We start from the raw sequence: 19,074 nt of genomic DNA on the forward strand, positions 1-19,074 counted from the left end.
GTCCTCTATTGCAGCAGATCGTTTGCAAAGGACTTTTCTTCGCAAACCAATTTGGCTTCAGCAATGCTATGCTATCTGTGATAGACTCGGCGCGTCAACTCCAGTTGACTGCAAGCGATACGCTGTTGAATGAAGACAAGCAGTCAACGCAGGATGGCATCACGACAGCAAAGGACGCGTTAAATGCAACTGCTTCACTGTCTTGGCGTGGGCAGGTGGCCACCATCGATATAGATCGTCTGTCCCGAAATCCACGCGCCCTGTTCGCTGCACAGAAAGGTGACGAGATGCGCAATATCCTCGCCGGTGCCGGCGCGGCCAAGCGCGATATAGTTGCCGACGAGATCATCCCACACCTTGCCGCGCGGCACGTCATCGAGGCGGCTGGTCTCGACAATGCCGGGTGCGACTGCGTTCACCCGGATCTGTTCGGGGCCAAGTTCGCGCGCCATGATGGTGGTGAGCCCGTTTATGGCGACTTTCGATGCGGCATAAGCGCTGGTCTGCGGCGCCAGTAATTCTGCCGCCACCGATGACACATTGATGATCGCGCCGCCATTCCCCTGTTCGCGCATCTGTCTGGCAAAAGCGCGCGACATGTAGAACGTGCCGTTCAGATTGACATCCATCACCTTTTGCCATTTCTCGATCGCCAGATCGCCAGATCGCCAGATCGCCAGATCGGCAGCAGGCACCCGGTCTCCTGCACGCGCCGCGCCGGCATTGTTGATGACGAAATCCACCCTGCCGAACGCATCGACGGTCTTTGCAACCAGCAGATCGACAGCGGCGGGGTCGCTCACATCGGCGACCACGGGCAGAGCGCGTCTGCCAAGCGCGCGCACTTCCTGCGCTACAGAATCGATGTCACACCATCCTGCGTCGCGTTCGTCCTGCGGGTAGCTGTCCCGGTTGCGCCCCGTGCCGGTCAGCACGACATCGCACCCGGCTTGCGCCAGCGCCACAGCAACTGGCCTTCCGATGCTGCGCATGCGCCCGGCGCCTGTCACCACCGCCACCTTGCCGTCAAACCCTGTCAGACTATACGCCATGTCAGCTTCCCTGCCTCGTGCATTGCGCCGCCAGATGCATCCCATTGCACCACGCGCATTGTCAAGCCGGGGCCGGTCGGGGCAATGCCAGCGGCGGTATTTGCCAGATCGGGGCGTTGCTCCTCTGCGGTCATGGGCGGACCAGCGGGCTGTTCTGCACGATCTGGCCTACTTGCCCATTCATGCCGGTTTGTGGAATATGCCGTTCAAGGTCGCAAGAAGACGATCTGCCAGAAACCTCGAGGGGAGCATGCGTGTCCAATATCCTGCGAACACCCGATGATCGCTTTGCCGATCTGCCTGATTTTCCGTTCGATCCGCACTACCTCACCATCGAGGATCCGCAGCTTGGTGCGTTGCGGATGCACTATCTCGATGAGGGCATCGCGGATCATGGCACCGTGCTGATGCTGCACGGAGAACCGAGCTGGAGCTATCTTTACCGCAAGCTTGTCGGTCCTGTCGCCGCGGCCGGGTGGCGCGTCATCGCGCCCGATCACATCGGGTTCGGCCGATCCGACAAGCCGGCGGACCGCGGCGTTTTCAGCTATGACAGATATGTCGGATGGATGCGGCAGTTCATCGACCGGCTGGGGCTCGACCGCATGGTGCTGGTCGCGCAGGACTGGGGCGGGCCGATCGGCCTGCGGGTACTTGCCGATGCTCCGGAGAGATATTTGGGCGTGTTTGCCACCAACACGCTGCTGCCAAACGCAGAACCGCCGCCGCGTGGCGTCGATGACTGGCCTGGCCCGATTGTGCGGCCGTGGATCGAACACTGCCGCAGCAGCGACGACCTGGCCGTAAGCGAGGTCATTGCCGCGACCTTTGTGCAGCGCCCCGGTGAGGACGTGCTGGCCGCCTATGACGCTCCGTTTCCCGACGCAAGTTACAAGGCCGCGGCGCTGGCGCTCACCACGCTGATCCCCGCGGAGGCTGACAGCCCCGGCATTGCCGAAAATCGCGCCGCGTGGAAAGTTCTGGAAAGCTTTGAACAGCCGTTTGCCACCGCGTTCAGCGACAACGATCCTTCTACCGCTGCGTGGGAGGGAGTGTTTCGCGCGCGCATCCCCGGTGCAGCCAGGGCGCCGCACAGCCGGATCGATAATGCGGGACATTTCGTGCAGGAAGAACAGGGGGACGCGCTGGCGAAGGATCTGGTCAAGTTCCTCGCAACGCTGGGGAAGGCATAATCAGGCAAGGCAGCAGGCAGCAGGTAGCAGGCAGTAGGGCAGCGGCGTCAGTAAAGATCGTCCCCGTCCGACGCGCCTGTTCCTGCACATCGTTGAGAGCCGATGCCGCCATGCCCGGCTGCCGGCCTGCCGCGCGCGACTTCCTGCTCAAGGAAATGACACAGCTGCATTCCCATTTCCGCAATCCCTGCCTGCGGATCGATGTCCCAGCGACGGATTGCCAGGAAGTAGCAGGCGTGATCGATCTGCGACAGCGCGAGCGCAGCACGCGTGCGCGCCGCTTCGTCGTGCGCCAGATGGTCAAGCCCCATCCGGCCCTGGGCCAGTTCGTCGATCAGCCGGTCCTGCGCAGCCGCAAGCTGCCAGTACAAGCTGCGCTCGATGGCGGCTGCCTGCGTGAGAATGATGCACACGGCCTGATGTTCGCGATAAAGCTGCACATGATCGCCGCACCAGCGGGTCAGCGGTTCCAGCAAAGGGCGGTCAAATGCGCATAGCTGCGCATAAAGCGGCTGCCACACGGGTGCAAATCGGTCAGCAATGGCACCTGCCACCGCCCCCTTGCCGGCGAAATGCGCGTAGAACGATGCCCTGCTGACGCCTGCGCTTTGCAGGATGTCGGCAGTGGTGGTGTCAGCATAGCCGCGGCTCGAAAACACCGCGATGGCCCCGTCGATCAGCCGTTCACGCGTCCGGAGGCGCTGCGCTTTCTGGCGCTGGTTCGCCAGATTACGGCGTTCGGGCGCTGCTGCGGCAGCTCTGGGATCGGTCGCAACAGGCTGGCTTGACATACAGTCTGTATAGTCAGAATGTCCACCCATTGAAAGAGCAATGGGCAACAAAGGAATGACTGTGGCGCACCGGCAGGATATCCATTTCGATTTTTCCGGCAAGAAAGTGCTGGTGACAGGCGGCACGAGCGGGCTGGGCGCAGGCATTGCCAATGCCTTTGCCAATAGCGGCGCACATGTCACCATTACCGGCACCAGAGCGCAGGCAGCCGATTACGATGCAGATCTGGACCGGTTCGATTACCGGCAACTCGATGTCGAGGACAACGCCAGCATCGATGCGCTGGCCGATGGCATTCCGGCGCTTGACGTGCTGGTCAACAATGCAGGCAATTCGTTCTTTGCCGCAGGGCTGGACGAACATGATCCCGATGTATTCGCCCGTGCGGTGCAGGTGCACCTGAACGCGCCGTTCCGGCTGGTACAACGGCTCGCCGACCAACTTGCCGACAGCACGCAATCGGGCGGCGGCGCAGTGATCGGGATCGGCTCTGTCACCAGCTTCATGGGCATGGCGGTGACGCTTGGCTACGGCGCCGGCAAGACTGGCCTTCTTGGCATGACGCGTGGCTTGGCGGTGGACCTTGGGCCGCGCAATATCAGAGTCAATGTCGTTGCCGCCGGCGTCACGCGCAGCCGGATGACTGCCAATGTCTTTGCCGAAAAAGCGTGGTCCGAGCCCACCCTTGCCCGCACGCCGCTAGGCCGCATGGGCGAGCCTGAGGATATCGCCGGCCCGGTGCTGTTCCTTGCCAGCTCTGCTGCCAGCTGGATCACCGGCACCACGATCATGGTCGATGGCGGCTATACGGTGTCAGGCTGATGGCGGCTGAGCGGATCTGTATCGACGACCTTGCCGCGCCGCGTGCGAATCCCGCGATCAAGGCTGCCATTGCCGCAACGCCGGAAGTGACGCTTACCACGCGGGCTGTAATCGAAGCGGCCCGCGCTGCCACCGGGCTCGAGGATTATGGCTCGCCTGACTTCCTGCCCCGGCTGGCGATCTGGTTGCGCTCCTTCGATGAAGATGCCGGATTGAACCGGGTGGGTCGCGCCAATGGTTTTGCCGATTGCGTGCGGCAGGTCGCCACGCGCCTGCGCTTCGAGGAGCGGTGGAACGCCTACCCCGACATTGCGGATGTCGTGATCGACCGCCCCATCGTGATTGCCGGCCTGCCGCGTTCGGGAACGACCAATCTGGTCAATCTGCTGGCGGCCGATGCGCGCCTGCGTTCCATGCCCCTGTGGGAAACGATGGAGCCGGTTGCCCGGCATGAACCGCCGCCAGCGCCGCAGGATGATCCGCGCCGCCATGACTGTCAGGCCATGTGGAGCCAGTTCGAAGCGCTGCTGCCGCTGATGCCGGCCATGCATGAGATGGACCCTGACGCCATCCACGAGGATCTGGAACTGCTTGGCCCCGATTTTGCCTGCTATGTTCCCGAATGGGTGTGCCGGGCGTATCGTCTGCGCGATTTCCTTGGCGCGCATGACCAGACGCCGCACTACCGTTACGGCAAGCGCCTGCTCCAGTACATGACCTGGTCGCGCGGGCCGAACCGCTGGGTGCTGAAATCTCCGTCGCATATGGAGAACCTTGCCGCGCTGCACACTGTCTATCCCGATGCCTGTGTCGTTCTTACGCATCGCGATCCCTTGGCGGTCATCCAGTCCGCCATCACCATGATCGCTTATGGCGACCGGCTGCGGCGTCAGCGGATCGATCTGCCTGAGCTGGCGGATTACTGGATCAGCAGGGTCGAACAGATGCTGCACCGCTGCGTTGCAGAGCGTGATCTGCTGCCCCAGGCAATCGACGTGCGGTTTCAGGACTGCATGGCCGACCAGATGGGCACGATTGCCCGCATCTACGAAGTAGCAGGCCTGGAGCTGACCGATGCGGCGCGCGCCGGTATTTCCGCTTATGAACAGGCCAACCCGCGTGGCAAGCACGGGCAGGTGCACTACGATCTGGCCGGTGATTTCGGCGTCGATGTGCCGGCGCTGCGCAGAAGGTTCCGGTTCTACACGGATCGGTTCGATATCAAGCCGGAGGTTGGAACATGAGCGAGAAATCGGCGCAGCGCCTTATGACGGGCGAAGCATGGGAAGATTTTTGCGAACAGCTGAAGCAGGCTGGCCGCATCATCGATCGCTTCGGCCCGGATGAGATCGACGATCAGGACCGGGCCGAATGGTTCCGCTTCATGGGCCGGGTGGTGCGCAACGGGCTGGAGCGGTTCGGCGAAAACTGTGAACCTGAACGGCCGCGCCTGCGCGACACGCCATGGCGGCAGGCGATCAATTTCCAGTCTCCCGATCAGGACCATTTTCTGACGGAATTCGTGGATGGATCGCATGATTACATCGTGCGCGGCAACCGCGGTGGCCTGCCGTATTTCGTGCTCGCCTCATGGACCGCGCCGCAACCCGTTCATCCCGGCGAACAAAGCTGGGCAGAGGCGGGGCTGGACGCGCTTGACCGGTTCGACCCCAGCAATCTTGCGACGACCGGCTTCATCAACTCCGACACCATCCGGTTCGATGACCATGGAAATTTCGAGATTACCGTGAGCCAGAACGATCCGGGTGACGGGCGCGACTGGTTGCCCATGACACCCGATTGCGTCGGTCTGCTGCTGCGCACGCTTTACCATGATCGCGCAACGACCGAGCCGCCCCGGTTCACTATCATGCGGGCGGACGATCCCGAGCCGCAGCCGGTGTCGTCAGGAGAGGTCAGCGATGCGCTCGCCAAAGCGGGGCAGACCGTGCTCGGCTATGGCGAGCTGGTGCGCCGGTGGTGGCAGGACAATCTGGCGCAGCGGCCCAACCGCATCCGTTTCAGCCGGGCAGTGTATCTGTCGAACGGCGGCGTTCCCGACCGGCATCACGGGTTCGGCACCTGGGAATGCGCTGCGGATGAGGCGCTGGTGATCGATTTTGTCCCCAGCCCCGCCCAGTACTGGATCTTCCAGCTGTGCAATATCTGGCAGGAAAACCTCGACAGCTATGAAGATGGCGATGGCTATGTCACCAAATTCCACCACACGCCCGCCGCCGACGGATCGGTCAGGATCATTGTCAGCGAAGAACCGACCCGTCTTGCCGGCAATGCGATCGGCACCTTCGGACACCGGCACGGCGGCATGAGCCTGCGCTTCATCGGGCTTGATGAGAACAGCACCCCGCCGCAGGTCAGCCTGCGCCGGATCAAGCTGCAGGCAATCGACGAACAGGGCGAGGCGGCTGTCGATGCGGCAACGCCTGTCATCAGCGGGGAGTTGTCGGAGTGAGCGACGCTTCAATCACTCCGTCGGGAAATCTGCAGAACGGGCTGCAGTTGCGCGAACGGGTTCTTTATGCCGGCAGCTGCCAGTCCATTGCGCCTGCCGACAGGTTTGTTGCTGCACATGCCGCCGGATTTACCGCCGTGACGTTGTTCACGTCGGACGTGATGCGCGCGGCCGCAGACGGGCTGGAGCCGGAGGCGCTGCGCGCTGCGATGGATGATGCCGGCCTGAAGCTTGAAAGCTACGAGATCGTCGGCAACTGGATCGCGGGACAGGATCGTGCAGCCAAGAACCTGCCCGGTGAAATCGCTGCCATGCTGCTCAGCAAAACTCCGCAGGACATCTGCCGGACAGCAACGACGCTTGGCGCGCGCAGCGTTACACTGGCCGATCTGTTCGGTGTGCCGTTCGACCTGGAAAAGGTGGGCGCAGCGCTGCGCGAAGTATGTATCGTCGCGGCGGATCACGGCCTCGGTGTTGCCGTGGAACTGATTCCCGGCAGCTGCATCGGGAATGTTGCACAGGCTGCACAGGTGCTTGGGCAAGCGGATTGCACGAACGCAGGCCTGCTGATCGACAGCTGGCATTTCTTCCGCTCCGGCTCGAAGATCGAGGATGTGGCCAGCCTGCCACCGGAATGGATCATGGCTTGGCAGATGAACGATGCTTCGCTTACCCCGATGCGGGCCGATCCTTATGAAGACATGATGACCCGGCTGATGCCTGGCGAAGGCGCGTTCGATCTTGCCGCACTGATGCAGGCAATCGCCGCGACGGGGGCACGAGCGGCCGGGGGCATCGAGGTGTTCTCACCGTCCCCTGCCACTCCGTCGGCCAGCGAAATCGCCAGCAGATCGGCCACGGCACTCGATTATTGCATCAGCCTTGCAGGAGCGACACGATGAACACAACACAACCTCGCGCAGTGGTCGTGGGCACCGGGTTCGGGTTGTTTACCCATGTGCGCGCCTTGCGCGACGCCGGTTTCGAGGTCGCAGCGATCGTCGGGCGGGATCATGCCCGCACGGCCGAACGTGCCGCGCCGCTGCAGATCCCGCTTGCCAGCGACAGCCTGTCGCAAGTGCTGCGCGATGATACCATCCGGTTGGTCACCGTGGCGACCCCGCCACACGCCCACGTCGATGCGGTGATGACGGCGATCGAGGCCGGCCGCAATGTCGTGTGCGAAAAGCCGTTCGCCCGTGATGCAGCGCAGGCACAGAAAATGCGCGATGCGGCGCATGACGCGGGCATCCTGCATATGATGGGTGCCGAATTCCGGTTCGAGACCGTGCAGGCGCTGCTGCGGCGAGTCGTGATTGGCGGCACGATCGGAACGCCGCTTCATTATCTGCGCATCTATCATCAGCCCGGCAACGATGACCCGGATGAACCGCTGGCTCCCTGGTGGGAAGATGCGGATCAGGGCGGCGGGTTTCTGGGTGCATTCGGCTCGCACATGTTCGATCAGGCCGAATACATGCTGGGCCGGTTTGCCAGCGTCAGCGGGGTTTTGCAGACCATCGCCCGGGGCCGGCCGCACCGGACTGCCGACGATGCCTACAGCGTGCAGTTTCGCACCCACGCAGGAACGGCTGGAACGATCATCGCGGCGCAGGATGCGCCCGGGCCGCTGATCATGGGGACGAAGATCACCGGCAGCAAAGGCAGCGCCTGGGTGCAGAGCGGCGCCAATTATGGCGATCCGGAAGAAGTGTGGGTGCAGGACGCCGCCGGCGCGAGGCAGATGCCCGTTCCCGACGATCTGGTGAACCCGCCGCCGACGCCGTTTCCCATTGGCGCGCTGATCCAGACCGAGATGGATCGCTGGCACACCAGCGGCTATGACGTGCCGCCTTATGCGCGTTTGTTTGGCGAGATGCGCGACCGCATGGCAGGCCGCGAGCCTGATTTGCCCGAACGTGCCGCGACTTTCGATGACGCGGTGCAAAGCCAGAAGGTGCTCGATGCGGTTCGAGAATCTTCAAGATCGAAACAGTGGATCGACATCGGCTGATCCGCTTTCCGAGCGTCCGGAGCTGCCGCCGTCACACGCCGAAGCCGCGTGCAACGAAATCCAGCAGATGATCCAGCAGCCGCTGCTGGTCATCTGGCCGGCATGCTCCATCTGACAGGACGATCAGCCGTTCATAATCACCGGGCTGATTGTGATGCAATGCACCCAGGGCAAAGTGAAACCGCCACAGCAGTTCTTCATGCGGCATCTGCGGCAGCGCATTGGCAAGAGCATCGACAAACCGATAAAGGTGCCGGACGTCGGTACGAATGGTTTCACGCACCTCTAGCGGACCTTCCCTCCTTGCACGATTAAGAAAGCGCAGCGCCAGGCGGCGTTCCTCGCTGTTCCACAGGATCGTTGGCTGGAACAGCGCGTGCATGATGGCTCGCACATCGTCAGGTCGCTTGTCGATGACACGGGCAAGCAGCGTTGCGCGTTCCCGGTTCAGTTCAGCCGCTCTTGTCGCGAATATTTCCAGCAACAGGCTTTGCTTCGACCCGAAATAATAATTTACTGCAGCAATATTGACCTGCGCGCGCGCTACTATGTCCCGCGTCGAGACTGCGTCGAAACCTTGCTCTGCCACCAGTTGCTCGGCCGCGGCAAGGATGCGTAGCTTGGCTGGCGGAGGTTCCCTTGTCACTGATCCAGGTGTGTTTTGTTCCCCGCAGTTCATCGCCACCTTCAAGGTCTGATACTAGGACAAAGCTATTGACACTGTAGCTGCGGATGTCAAACAGGTGTTTGAAACAAACGTCAGGATTATCGATGCAGGCTTTGCTGTGCACATCGTTCGCGCCGGTGACCGGACTTACCGTGGACAGGATCGACCCGCCTGTTGCGCAGGCAGGCAAGGTCATCATTGCGGTGCATGCAGCAGGCGTGAACTTTCCCGATGTGCTGATCGTGCAGGGCAAATATCAGACCAGACCGGCGTTGCCCTTTGTCCCCGGCAGCGAGGCAGCCGGCGTGATCCTGTCCACAGGCAAGGGCGTTACCCGTTTCAAGGCTGGCGACAGGGTGGTCGCCTTCACCGGCACCGGCGCCTTTGCCGAGCAGGTGTCGGTAAACGAGGATCAGGTCTTCACGCTGCCAGAACAGATCGATTTTGTCACCGGCGCGGGTGTCCTGATCACGTATGGCACGGCCTATCACGCCTTGAAGGACCGGGGGAGGCTGGATCCCGGTGAAACCCTGCTGGTGCTGGGCGCGGCAGGCGGGGTGGGGCTTGCCGCAGTGGAGATCGGCGCAAGCATGGGCGCGCGGGTGATCGCCTGTGCATCGACCCCGCAGAAGCTTGCTCTGGCAGCGGAGCACGGCGCGGTCGCGGGCATCAATTATGCACAGGAAGATCTGCGCAGCCGGGCAGGCGAGCTGACCGGCGGCAAGGGTCCCGACGTCGTGTTCGATCCGGTTGGCGGCGATCTCAACCTTGCGGCGCTGAAGTCGATCGGGTGGGGTGGGCGCCTGCTGGTGGTGGGCTTTGCCGGCGGCGACATCCAGTCGATCCCTGCCAATCTGCTGCTGCTGAGAAATGCGGCGGCGGTAGGGCTGCTGTGGGGCAATTCATTGCGCGCGGACCCCAGGCCACACGCTGAAAATCTTGAACAGATCATGGCGTGGATCGCGCAGGGCAGAATTCGTCCCGAAGTCGAAAATGTCTATCCTCTCGACGAGGCGACACAGGCGCTGCAGCATCTGGAAGCGCGGCGGGCCAGGGGCAAACTCATCCTCAAGATCAAGTAGATATCGCAGTCATCTGCCGGAGAGTGTATTGAAAAGGCAAGTAACATACAGGCGCGATGGCAATATTGCCGAGGCGCTGATCGACAACAGCGCGGCAGGTGCAAACGTGCAGCAGATCAGCGGCAGCCTGGCCGAAGCGCTGCGGACGTTCGACAAGGACATGCAGGCAGAAGCGCTGATTATCCGGTGTTTGGGACGATCATTTGTTGGTGATGCGGATGTGGACGCGTTTGGCAAGGCCCAGCCGCGGGTCGGCGAAGTGTTCAGCGCGATGGACCGGATCGGCAAGCCCATTGTCGCAGTGGTGCATGGCAAGGTGCTGGGGGCAGGATTGGAACTGGCGCTGAGCGCGCATTACCGCATCGCGGATGAGGGGGCGGTCTTCGGCTTTCCGGAGGTGAAGCAGGGCCGCATTCCTGCAAATGGCGGCACGCAGCGGACGCCGCGGCTGGCCGGGCTCGACCTCGCCATCAGGTTGGTGGCGCAAGGCGAAAAGATCGATGCAGGCGCGGCGAAGGCAGCAGGGCTCATTGACGAGATCGCGCGCGGTGATCTTGCCCGGGCTGCCCGCGACTTTGCCAATATGCTTCTGGATCAGGACGCTGGGCCGCGCAGTGCCGGAGACTTGCCCATGCCGGCTGACGATCCTGCGCTGTTTTCTGCCGCACGCAAGTTTCTGGGACGCAGGATGCGTGGACATGAAGCGCCGCTGATCGCGCTTGACGCCCTGTGTCTCGGTTACGAAACCGATTTTGCCGACGCGCTGGATCGCGAGCATGCGATGGGCAAGGTGGCAGTGGCGGGACCGCAGGCCAGGGCGCTGCGCCATGTGCACGCAGCCGAGCGCATGGTCGCGCATGTTCCCGGCCTTGGGGCAGACATTGCGCCGCGCCGCATCGATACAGCCGGGGTTGTGGGGCTCGGCACGATGGGGCGCGGGATCGTCATGGCCATCGCCGCAGCGGGCATACCCGTTGTTGCCGTGGCGCAGAACGAGGCGCAAGTGGCAGCCGCGCAAAAGGCGGTCGGCACAATGTGGTCGAAGTCGGTCGCCAGAGGAAGCCTCACGCAACACGCCATGGACGAGCAGATGGCACGGGTCACATGGTCGGCCGACATGGCAACGCTGGACGCAGCGCAGCTGGTGATCGAGGCCGTGACAGAGGACCCTGACATAAAGGCCGACGTTTTTCAGGAACTGGGTCGCATGGCACGTTCAGGAACGATCCTCGCCAGCAACACGTCTTTCCTCGACCTTGCGATGCTGGCCGATGCCTCTGGCCGGCCTGCCGAAGTTGCCGGCATGCATTTCTTCAACCCCGCACATGTCATGCGACTGCTTGAGAATGTGCGCACGCAACGAACAGCACCCGACGTGGTGGCAACGATCATGGCGTTCGGCCGGAAAATCGGTAAGCTGCCGGTTCTTTCGGGGGCCTGCGACGGTTTCATCGTCAACCGGATGCTGGCCAAAAGATCGCGTGAAGGGTTTTTCCTTATCGAGGAAGGCGCAACGCCGCAGGCAATTGACGAAGCGATGACCGAATTCGGCTTCCCGATGGGTCCGCTCGCGCTGGGCGACCTTGCCGGGCTGGATGTGCAGGCAGCCGCGCGCAAGGCAAGACGCTCCACGATGACCGAACGCGAATTGCGCGCCGATTTTCCCGAGCAAATGGTCGCTGCAGGACGCCTGGGCCAAAAGACCGGTGCTGGCTGGTACGCTTACGACGACAAACGCAAGGCCAGCGACGATCCTTATACCCGTGCGATGATCGTGGCCCATGCCGCGCGCCATGCAATTCCCTTGCGTGACATCGACCGGCAGGAAATTGTCGAGCGGCTCATCCTGGCGATGGTGAATGAAGGCGCCAGGCTGCTGGGCGAGGGCATCGTGCCACGGCCGCACGAGATTGACGTGGCAATGATCAACGGTATCGGCTTTCCCGCGTTTACCGGCGGTCCGATGTTCTGGGCCGACCAGCGCGGGCTTCAAACAGTGCTGGCCACCATCGAGCGCTTCGCTGCCGAACAAGGCGCGCAATATTGGACACCGGCACCGCTGCTGGTGGAGCGTGCAGCGCAGGACAAGGGGTTCTACAGCTGATGCCCGGTTTCGATCACAATGAACGTACGGCCGCTTTGCTGGCACGGCTGCGCAGCTTCATGCAGGAACATATCTACCCCAACGAAGCGCTGTATCACCGGCAGGTCGACGAAGGCGGTCGCTGGACCCGGGTGCCGCTGGTAGAGGAACTCAAGACAAAGGCGAAAGCGGCAGGGTTGTGGAACCTGTTCCTGCCGCACAGCGATCGCGGTGCCGGGCTGTCGAACCTTGAATACGCGCCCTTGTGCGAGGAAATGGGCCGGGTTCATTTTTCCTCCACCGTGTTCAATTGCGCCGCGCCCGATACCGGCAACATGGAAACGCTGGAACGATTCGGCACCGAGGAACACAAGCGCCGCTGGCTGCAACCGTTGCTGGATGGCAAGATCCGCTCCGCCTTTGCGATGACCGAGCCGGCGGTTGCATCGTGCGATGCCACCAATATCGAGAGTTCCATCGTGCGCGATGGCGACGATTACGTCATCAACGGGCGCAAATGGTGGATTTCGGGCGTTGGCGAACCCGATTGCGCGCTCCTCATCTTCATGGGCAAGACCGATCCTGCCGCCGACCGGCACAAGCAGCAATCGATGATCCTGATCCCGCGCGATACGCCGGGGATCACCGTCGTGCGCCCCATGACCGTGTTCGGGTATGACGATGCGCCGCATGGTCATATGGAAATCGTGTTCGACAATGTGCGGGTGCCGGCGACAAACCTGCTGCTGGGTGAGGGGCGGGGGTTCGAAATCGCGCAGGCGCGGCTCGGGCCTGGCCGCATTCACCATTGCATGCGGGTGATCGGCATGGCCGAACGCGCGCTCGAAGACATGTGCAGCCGTGTGAAAACCCGCGTCGCATTCGGTAAGCCGCTGGCAGAACAGGGCGTCATCATCGAGCGGATCGCCAATTCGCGCATCATGATCGACCAGGCCCGCCTGCTGACCCTGCAGGCAGCGCACCGCATGGATCAGGTCGGCAACAAGGAAGCACGCGCCGAAATCGCGATGATCAAAGTGGCGGCTCCCAATATGGCTTGCCAGGTGATCGACTGGGCGATGCAGGCTCATGGCGCGGCCGGGATCGGACAGGATTTCGTGCTTGCCAAGCACTACGCCAATGCACGCAAGATCCGGTTTGCGGACGGTCCCGACGAAGTGCATCGCCACCAGCTTGGCCGGATGGAGCTGGCGCGTCATGGTTGATCGCGCGCATGGATGATGCTGCCGCCCCGCACCGGCTCGACATCGTGAGATTGCGCAACTGGCTGCACGCCTTTGTACCCGATGCGGCCGGCGCGATCGAGCTGGAAAAGTTTGCAGGCGGACAATCCAACCCGACCTACGCCATCCGGGTGGATGGAGCGGTGCGTTTCGTTTTGCGCAAGAAGCCGCCGGGCACGCTCCTGCCGTCGGCCCATGCCGTCGAACGGGAATTTCGCATCACGCACGTTCTGGCGGGCACGTCCGTTCCGGTCGCACGTCCCCTGGCCCTGTGCGAGGATGCATCGGTGATCGGCACGCCATTTTTCGTAATGGAGCATGTCGCAGGGCGCAATTTCTGGGATCCAGCGCTGCCCGGACTGACGCGAGGGGAACGCGGCGGCATATACAGGGAAATGATCCGCGTGCTCGCCGCGCTCCACATGCTCGATCCTGCAGCGCTGGGGCTGAGCGATTTCGGAAGGCAGGGCGATTATATCGCGCGGCAGGTAAGCCGCTGGTCGCGGCAGCACCGGGCGTGCGAAACGCAGCACATTGCCGAAATGGAGCACCTTGTCGCATGGTTGCAGGCAAACAATCCGGGTCGCATGCACAGCTGCATCGTTCATGGTGATTACCGCAATGACAACATCATCTTTGCAAGCGACGCACCTTCGATCGAGGCGGTGATCGACTGGGAACTTGCCACGCTTGGCGATCCGCTTGCCGACCTTGCGCAGCATGTGCTCGCCTGGCGGTTGCCTCACGAAGATTACCGGGGTCTTGCCGACGTTGATCGTGCAAGTTTGGGCATACCCGATGAGGCAGCTTACATACAGCAGTACTGGCATGCGATGGACATGCGTGAGCCTCCACCTGCGGTCTGGTCCTTTGCGCTGGCGTTTGCTGCCTTTCGCAATGCGGCGATAAGGCAAGGCGTATTCCGCCGGGCCTTGGACGGCAACGCCTCGAGCGATGTCGCGGCGGTACACGGCGTCAGGGCAAGGCAGATCGCAACGCTGGGTTGGCGCATCGCCAGCGGCGAGCATGACGCGGTGCTGGCACCATGAAGCTGACGCAGAGCCAGGCGTTTGCGGGTAAGGATCTTTGAGGAGAGCGCCAATGCGCGAGGAACGGATCGAAGCAGGCGGGGTATCGATCAACGCAGTTGTCGCGGGCGAGGGGCCGGTGGTCCTGATGATCCACGGGTTTCCGGGACTGGCCTGGTCATGGCGGCACCAGATGGCGCCCTTGGCACAAGCAGGGTTCAAGGCAGTGGCTGTCGACTCGCTCGGCTACGGCAAGAGCGACCGTCCCGCCGACCCGCGGCTTTACGCTTCGGATTGCATGCAGCGTTATCTGCTGGCCATTCTCGATCATTTCGGGGCGCAGACCGCCTTTGTCGTGGGGCAGGATTTCGGCGCGCAATACGCCTGGAATCTTGCCGTGCGCGCGCCTCATCGGGTCCGTGCGCTGGTGACCACCATTCCCTATGATTATGACCTTGCCGGACGTGCCATGCTGGGGGCGGCACCCACTCTGCCGCCCGGTACGGCACCGCAGCCAGTCATGGCATCGCCCGACCACCCGCCGTCCGCGCGCTTTGCCGCCATGGCCGAACGGCATTTCCTGCACTTCCATTATTTTCAGCCCATCGGTCCTGCCGATCGCGAGTTGGGCGACAATCTTGCCGAATTCCTGAAGCGGGACTTCTTCGCTTTGTCTGCACAAGGAAACCTCTGGAACTGGCTCGATGTGCCATCTGCTGGAAGCGGTTATCTCGATGCTCTCCCGCCGGCGCCCGATCTGCCCTGGGCCTGGCTCAGCCGGGATGAATTTGCCAAGTTCGTCGAAGGATACATGGATCCCGATGTGTCAAAACGCACCATCGGCGGGCTGAACTCCTACCGCACTGCCGACATCAACTGGGAGATCGGCCGGGCTTGGGCCGACCATGACGTTCACGTGCCGACGCTGTTCATCCACGGCGCAAAGGACCCTTCGTTCGGCTTCTTTCCCGACTGGCGCGAACGCATGGAACGGCGGGTACCGGGGCTGAAGGACGTAGTGCAGATTGCCGATGCGGGCCATTTCATCCAGCAGGAACAGCCTGCTGCTTTCAACCGTGCTTTCCTTGCTTTTCTGCGCGACCATTGAGCTGGACCCTGCCTTACGCCGCGCATCTCGGCATGCGCGGACCGGCGCTGCCGCTGTTTCGCCATTCTGCCCGCTCAACAGAACCTTTCGATCAGATCGACTTCATCGCCGACTTGGGCTTTACCGGGGTGCAGGACAATTATGCAGCCCTGCGCCCCGCTCAGGAACAGACAAGGGTTGCGCAGCACGCGGCGCGGCGGGGGTTGAGAATGGGCTCTTTTGTTCATGATCCACGTGGCTGGCACTTGCCGCGGTGGAGCGCGCCGGACGCAGACAGCCGCGCTGCGCTGATGGCGCAACTCGACCGGTCGTTTGAAACTGCCCGGCGGATCGGCGGCAGCATCCTGACCTGTGTAACGGGATTTGATGCCAAACTGGATCGCCAGCGTCAGCTTGCCGCGATGGCGGACAATCTTCGCCGGGCTGGCGATCTTGCAGCGGCAGCAGGCGTTGTGTGCTGTGTAGAGATGACGTCACCGCGCTGGCTGCCGGCGATGCTGGTCGAAACTTTCGACGATGCCATCGCGCTTGTTCGAACGGCCGATCATCCGGCGGTAAAGCTGATGTTCGACGTGGGTCACCTGGCGCTGAACGGGCATGATCTGCTTGCCACTTTTCAAAAGGTGCACGATCTGGTCGCCGCGGTGCAGCTTGCCGATGTTCCGGCAGGCGCTGAACCCGGGCGGATCGACGTCGGCGCAGGTTTGATTGTCTGGACCCCCTTGCTGCGAGCAATCTGTGCTTCGGGATACGCCGGGCTTTACGAGATCGAACTCGAGGCCAAGGGCGCAGGACTGGCAGGCGAACGGCAGATGCTCGAGACCCTGCGCAGCGTCGACACTGCGCTTTGAATCTCGTACCGCCGGTCAGAAGGTGAAGGCGACGTCGATGCCGTAAGTGGCGGGATCGCCGTAGGATATCGCCTGGTTGGGATAGCCTTCGATGATGGATCCGGCGCCGATCACGAAGCCGGGATACCGGTTGTCGAGGATGTTCTTGCCCCATGCCGCGACCGATACGGTCCTGTCGCCGGCAACATCGAAACTGTAGGACAGTCGCGCATCGAGCAGCCCGTAGCTGTCGTTCACCGGTGCATCCCGGCCCATCGGCACCGATGGTCCCGCGCCCGCGGTCGTGTAGACCTTGTCCTTCCACGTGTAATCCGCATGTGCGGCAAGCGCGCCGTTGCCCGTTTCAAAGATTGTCCAGTCGCCCGACAGCCGCACGCTGTGATCGGGCGTGAACGGCAGGACGAAATAGCCGGAAATGTCATCGCCCACGTTCACCGGCGATGCGGGATTGATGACCGGATCGAAGATGGAGCCGGCAGGTGCGGCAACATCGGTGATCTTGGAGGTGGTGTAGGCATAGCTTGCCTGCAGCGTGACATTGTCGATTGGTACAGCGGTGATGTCGGCCTCGATGCCCTTGACCGTTGCCCGTCCCACATTGAAGGTGTCGGCAAGCGACAGATCAACAGGATCGGCGGAAATGTCGAGTTGCAGATCCTTGTATTTGGCGATGAACGCGGCGACATTGACGCGCAGGCGGCGGTCGAGAAGGTCGCTCTTGACGCCCACTTCATAGCTGGTGACGGTTTCGGGACCAACGGTTCGCGTGAAAGTCGGCGAGGCTTCGTTCGAGCCCCCTGCCTTGTAGCCGGTTACCACTTTGCCGTAAATCGTCAGGTCGCGGCTGGGCCGGAAGTTCAGCACACCCGATGGATTGAACCTCGTGTTCTTGACGCTCGTCTCGCCGACCACGTAGCTGAGCGGGATGATTGTTCCCGCCCCGTTGAAGCGGCGTGCAACAAGCGGTGAGACGTCCCCGAGAAAGAGATTGGAAGCGCGCACCCGGTCTGCATCGCGTTCATCCCGGGTAAGCCGTCCGCCGACTGTGATGTCGAGCATGTCGCGCGTGAAGTCGGGCGTCCAGGTAATCTGTCCGTACAAAGCCTTGGAGATTGAACTCGCATTCGTCAGACGGTCTGTCTGAACCTGCTGCCCGGCGGCGCCCGTTCCGATATCGGCTTGCAGCCGATGGCTCGCATCTTCGTTGAAGTAGTAGATGCCGACCACATACTCGAAAGAATTGAAATCGCCGACCGCCTGGAATTCCTGTGTGTAGGTCTGCGACTGCACGTCATCGAAGGCCCAGAACGGCGTGAGCAGGGCCTCGACGTAATCCTGCCGCGTATTGACATCTATGTCACGGAAGGAACTGAGCGATCGCAGCGTCAGGTCGTCGTTCGGCTGCCACTCTGCAATGAGGTTCACGCCTTTTGATTTTACATAGCTGTAGGGCAGGTAGACCGGTCGGTAGGTCCGCTCCGGATCCGAATCGTAGCCCGCGAACAGCACTGGCGCGAAGGCATTCTGCGTCACATAGCGCGGCGGCGTGGTTCGTTGGTTGCTGTAATCGACGGAATAATCGACCGTCACATCGGGATCGGGCTCCCACCGGACTGCCGCGCGCCCGGCATATTTGCGGTCGCTCTGAAAATCATTGGCATCAGGAACGCCAGCGGTATCCTCGGCATTTTTCGCCCAGCCATCGCGATTGCTGAACAAGCCGGTCAGCTTCACCATCAGATTGCCGGCCCGTGGCAAATCCACATTCACCAGCGCCCGCTTGTAATCGTAATTGCCGAGCGAAAGCAGCCCGTCGACTTCCATCTCGCCGGTCGGTTTCTGCGTGATGATGTTCACCGCGCCGCCGGTGGTGTTGCGGCCGTAAAGCGTCCCTTGCGGGCCGCGCAGCACCTCCACCCGTTCCACATCGGCAAGGTCGAACGTGGCCGCCTGCGGACGCGACTGGTAGATGCCGTCGACATAGAGGCCGACTCCGCCATCCTTGGTGATGATGTTGGGGTCGCCAATGCCCTGTCCGCGCATGAACAGCACCAGGGTCGTCGAAGAACTGGGATAAGGCGCGAAATACAGGCTGGGCGACGCCTGCACGACGCCCTTCAAATCGGTAATGCCTTGCCGTTGCAGCGCGTCAGCCGTAATTGCAGTGATGGCAATCGGCGTTTGCTGGAGGTTTTCGGCACGCCGCTGCGCCGTCACCACGATTTCCTCCACGCCACCTTGCTGAACAGGCGCTGCGAGCGGCGTGTCGGCTGCGGAAGGCATCTGCTGCTGCGCTGTGACCTCCTGAGCCACGGCGCCTTGCGTGAAAGCTGCAACAAGAACGAGCGCCGACATGCTGCCACTCAGCACTGCCGAAGCGTGACGCCGCTGCCGAAGTCGGCCCATAATATTCTTCCCTCATCCCGAATCCGCAACATTCATGCGTCATTATCGCGGCCGTGACAACAAGCTTGTGAACAGATCCACTGGAGTAATCTTGCAGGTGAGATGCTCTGTTTCAGCAGACATGGTCAGGATCAGCCATGTTCATGCTGCTTTCACGCTCATCCGGCTGTTCCATGGCTCTGGCAGGCTGCCGTACCCCACGAGGCAGGCTGTTCGGACGGCGCAGCCCCGCTGAAGATTGCGACACGGCGGGGGCACC

17 protein-coding genes are annotated in these 19,074 nt (G+C 62.1%); 12 read left to right on the forward strand and 5 right to left on the reverse strand.

The genetic code is table 11. From position 1 onward, the window contains the following. Positions 1–194 precede the first annotated feature (194 nt). Positions 195–1,052 (reverse strand): SDR family NAD(P)-dependent oxidoreductase, encoded by an 858-nt coding sequence (locus tag RM533_RS06715; protein ID WP_311340455.1) that lies wholly within the window; start codon positions 1,050–1,052, stop codon positions 195–197. Next, complete coding sequence (locus RM533_RS06720) at positions 1,037–1,186, reverse strand: hypothetical protein (protein WP_311340456.1); 150 nt, start codon at positions 1,184–1,186, stop codon at positions 1,037–1,039. Before RM533_RS06720 ends, RM533_RS06715 begins: the two co-directional genes overlap by 16 nt. A gap of 120 nt (positions 1,187–1,306) precedes the next feature. On the opposite strand from RM533_RS06720, the gene RM533_RS06725 reads away from it, so the two are divergent. After that, on the forward strand, positions 1,307–2,245 hold the full coding sequence (locus RM533_RS06725; RefSeq protein ID WP_311340457.1) for a haloalkane dehalogenase: 939 nt from the start codon (positions 1,307–1,309) through the stop codon (positions 2,243–2,245). A gap of 47 nt (positions 2,246–2,292) precedes the next feature. On the opposite strand, the gene RM533_RS06730 is transcribed toward RM533_RS06725, so the two are convergent. After that, the gene (locus RM533_RS06730; RefSeq protein ID WP_311340458.1) at positions 2,293–3,036 is read right to left on the reverse strand and encodes a TetR/AcrR family transcriptional regulator; all 744 of its coding nucleotides are present in this window, start codon (positions 3,034–3,036) and stop codon (positions 2,293–2,295) included. A gap of 40 nt (positions 3,037–3,076) precedes the next feature. Here RM533_RS06730 and RM533_RS06735 point away from each other — a divergent pair, with 40 nt between their 5' ends. Genes RM533_RS06735 through RM533_RS06755 form a run of 5 tightly spaced genes read left to right on the forward strand, consistent with a single transcriptional unit; the run spans position 3,077 to position 8,346 of the window. Then, positions 3,077–3,859 carry an SDR family NAD(P)-dependent oxidoreductase gene (locus RM533_RS06735; RefSeq protein WP_311340459.1) on the forward strand — a complete coding sequence of 261 codons (783 nt, stop codon included), beginning with the start codon at positions 3,077–3,079 and terminating at the stop codon, positions 3,857–3,859. Further along, positions 3,859–5,103, forward strand: a complete 1,245-nt coding sequence (locus RM533_RS06740; protein WP_311340460.1) for a sulfotransferase family protein — start codon at positions 3,859–3,861, stop codon at positions 5,101–5,103. The genes RM533_RS06735 and RM533_RS06740 overlap by 1 nt, the downstream gene beginning before the upstream one ends. After that, positions 5,100–6,332, forward strand: a complete 1,233-nt coding sequence (locus RM533_RS06745) for a hypothetical protein (RefSeq protein ID WP_311340461.1) — start codon at positions 5,100–5,102, stop codon at positions 6,330–6,332. The genes RM533_RS06740 and RM533_RS06745 overlap by 4 nt, the downstream gene beginning before the upstream one ends. Further along, entirely contained in the window at positions 6,329–7,234 is a 906-nt protein-coding gene (locus RM533_RS06750; protein ID WP_311340462.1) for a sugar phosphate isomerase/epimerase family protein, read from the forward strand. Before RM533_RS06745 ends, RM533_RS06750 begins: the two co-directional genes overlap by 4 nt. Further along, complete coding sequence (locus RM533_RS06755) at positions 7,231–8,346, forward strand: Gfo/Idh/MocA family protein (RefSeq protein ID WP_311340463.1); 1,116 nt, start codon at positions 7,231–7,233, stop codon at positions 8,344–8,346. Before RM533_RS06750 ends, RM533_RS06755 begins: the two co-directional genes overlap by 4 nt. Positions 8,347–8,377: 31 nt before the next feature. Here the strand turns inward: RM533_RS06755 and RM533_RS06760 are convergent, their stop codons facing one another. Next, positions 8,378–8,992 carry a TetR/AcrR family transcriptional regulator gene (locus tag RM533_RS06760; protein WP_311340464.1) on the reverse strand — a complete coding sequence of 205 codons (615 nt, stop codon included), beginning with the start codon at positions 8,990–8,992 and terminating at the stop codon, positions 8,378–8,380. A gap of 125 nt (positions 8,993–9,117) precedes the next feature. Here RM533_RS06760 and RM533_RS06765 point away from each other — a divergent pair, with 125 nt between their 5' ends. From RM533_RS06765 to RM533_RS06790, 6 genes are read left to right on the forward strand one after another with little or no spacing between them, the layout of a single operon-like run. Next, positions 9,118–10,095 (forward strand): NADPH:quinone oxidoreductase family protein, encoded by a 978-nt coding sequence (locus RM533_RS06765; protein ID WP_311340465.1) that lies wholly within the window; start codon positions 9,118–9,120, stop codon positions 10,093–10,095. 28 nt (positions 10,096–10,123) lie between these two features. After that, complete coding sequence (locus tag RM533_RS06770) at positions 10,124–12,199, forward strand: 3-hydroxyacyl-CoA dehydrogenase NAD-binding domain-containing protein (RefSeq protein WP_311340466.1); 2,076 nt, start codon at positions 10,124–10,126, stop codon at positions 12,197–12,199. After that, on the forward strand, positions 12,199–13,404 hold the full coding sequence (locus RM533_RS06775; protein WP_311340467.1) for an acyl-CoA dehydrogenase family protein: 1,206 nt from the start codon (positions 12,199–12,201) through the stop codon (positions 13,402–13,404). Before RM533_RS06770 ends, RM533_RS06775 begins: the two co-directional genes overlap by 1 nt. A gap of 8 nt (positions 13,405–13,412) precedes the next feature. Continuing rightward, complete coding sequence (locus tag RM533_RS06780) at positions 13,413–14,471, forward strand: phosphotransferase family protein (protein ID WP_311340468.1); 1,059 nt, start codon at positions 13,413–13,415, stop codon at positions 14,469–14,471. A 52-nt stretch (positions 14,472–14,523) separates the two neighbouring features. Further along, complete coding sequence (locus RM533_RS06785) at positions 14,524–15,558, forward strand: alpha/beta fold hydrolase (protein WP_311340469.1); 1,035 nt, start codon at positions 14,524–14,526, stop codon at positions 15,556–15,558. Further along, on the forward strand, positions 15,555–16,409 hold the full coding sequence (locus RM533_RS06790) for a TIM barrel protein (RefSeq protein WP_311340470.1): 855 nt from the start codon (positions 15,555–15,557) through the stop codon (positions 16,407–16,409). Before RM533_RS06785 ends, RM533_RS06790 begins: the two co-directional genes overlap by 4 nt. Positions 16,410–16,424: 15 nt before the next feature. On the opposite strand, the gene RM533_RS06795 is transcribed toward RM533_RS06790, so the two are convergent. After that, entirely contained in the window at positions 16,425–18,815 is a 2,391-nt protein-coding gene (locus RM533_RS06795; RefSeq protein WP_311340471.1) for a TonB-dependent receptor, read from the reverse strand. Between the last annotated feature and the right edge of the window lie 259 nt (positions 18,816–19,074).

The sequence above is a fragment of the Croceicoccus esteveae genome (assembly GCF_031846435.1).
In the GTDB taxonomy this organism is placed as follows: Bacteria; Pseudomonadota; Alphaproteobacteria; order Sphingomonadales; family Sphingomonadaceae; genus Croceicoccus; species Croceicoccus esteveae.

Excerpts from the sequence above, each read along its gene's own strand:
- RM533_RS06715 (WP_311340455.1), bottom strand. The coding sequence starts at position 1,052 with ATGGCGTATAGTCTGACAGGGTTTGACGGCAAGGTGGCGGTGGTGACA.
- RM533_RS06720 (WP_311340456.1), bottom strand. The coding sequence starts at position 1,186 with ATGACCGCAGAGGAGCAACGCCCCGATCTGGCAAATACCGCCGCTGGC.
- RM533_RS06730 (WP_311340458.1), bottom strand. The coding sequence starts at position 3,036 with ATGTCAAGCCAGCCTGTTGCGACCGATCCCAGAGCTGCCGCAGCAGCG.
- RM533_RS06735 (WP_311340459.1), top strand. The coding sequence starts at position 3,077 with ATGGGCAACAAAGGAATGACTGTGGCGCACCGGCAGGATATCCATTTC.
- RM533_RS06740 (WP_311340460.1), top strand. The coding sequence starts at position 3,859 with ATGGCGGCTGAGCGGATCTGTATCGACGACCTTGCCGCGCCGCGTGCG.
- RM533_RS06745 (WP_311340461.1), top strand. The coding sequence starts at position 5,100 with ATGAGCGAGAAATCGGCGCAGCGCCTTATGACGGGCGAAGCATGGGAA.
- RM533_RS06755 (WP_311340463.1), top strand. The coding sequence starts at position 7,231 with ATGAACACAACACAACCTCGCGCAGTGGTCGTGGGCACCGGGTTCGGG.
- RM533_RS06765 (WP_311340465.1), top strand. The coding sequence starts at position 9,118 with ATGCAGGCTTTGCTGTGCACATCGTTCGCGCCGGTGACCGGACTTACC.
- RM533_RS06775 (WP_311340467.1), top strand. The coding sequence starts at position 12,199 with ATGCCCGGTTTCGATCACAATGAACGTACGGCCGCTTTGCTGGCACGG.
- RM533_RS06780 (WP_311340468.1), top strand. The coding sequence starts at position 13,413 with ATGGATGATGCTGCCGCCCCGCACCGGCTCGACATCGTGAGATTGCGC.
- RM533_RS06785 (WP_311340469.1), top strand. The coding sequence starts at position 14,524 with ATGCGCGAGGAACGGATCGAAGCAGGCGGGGTATCGATCAACGCAGTT.
- RM533_RS06795 (WP_311340471.1), bottom strand. The coding sequence starts at position 18,815 with ATGGGCCGACTTCGGCAGCGGCGTCACGCTTCGGCAGTGCTGAGTGGC.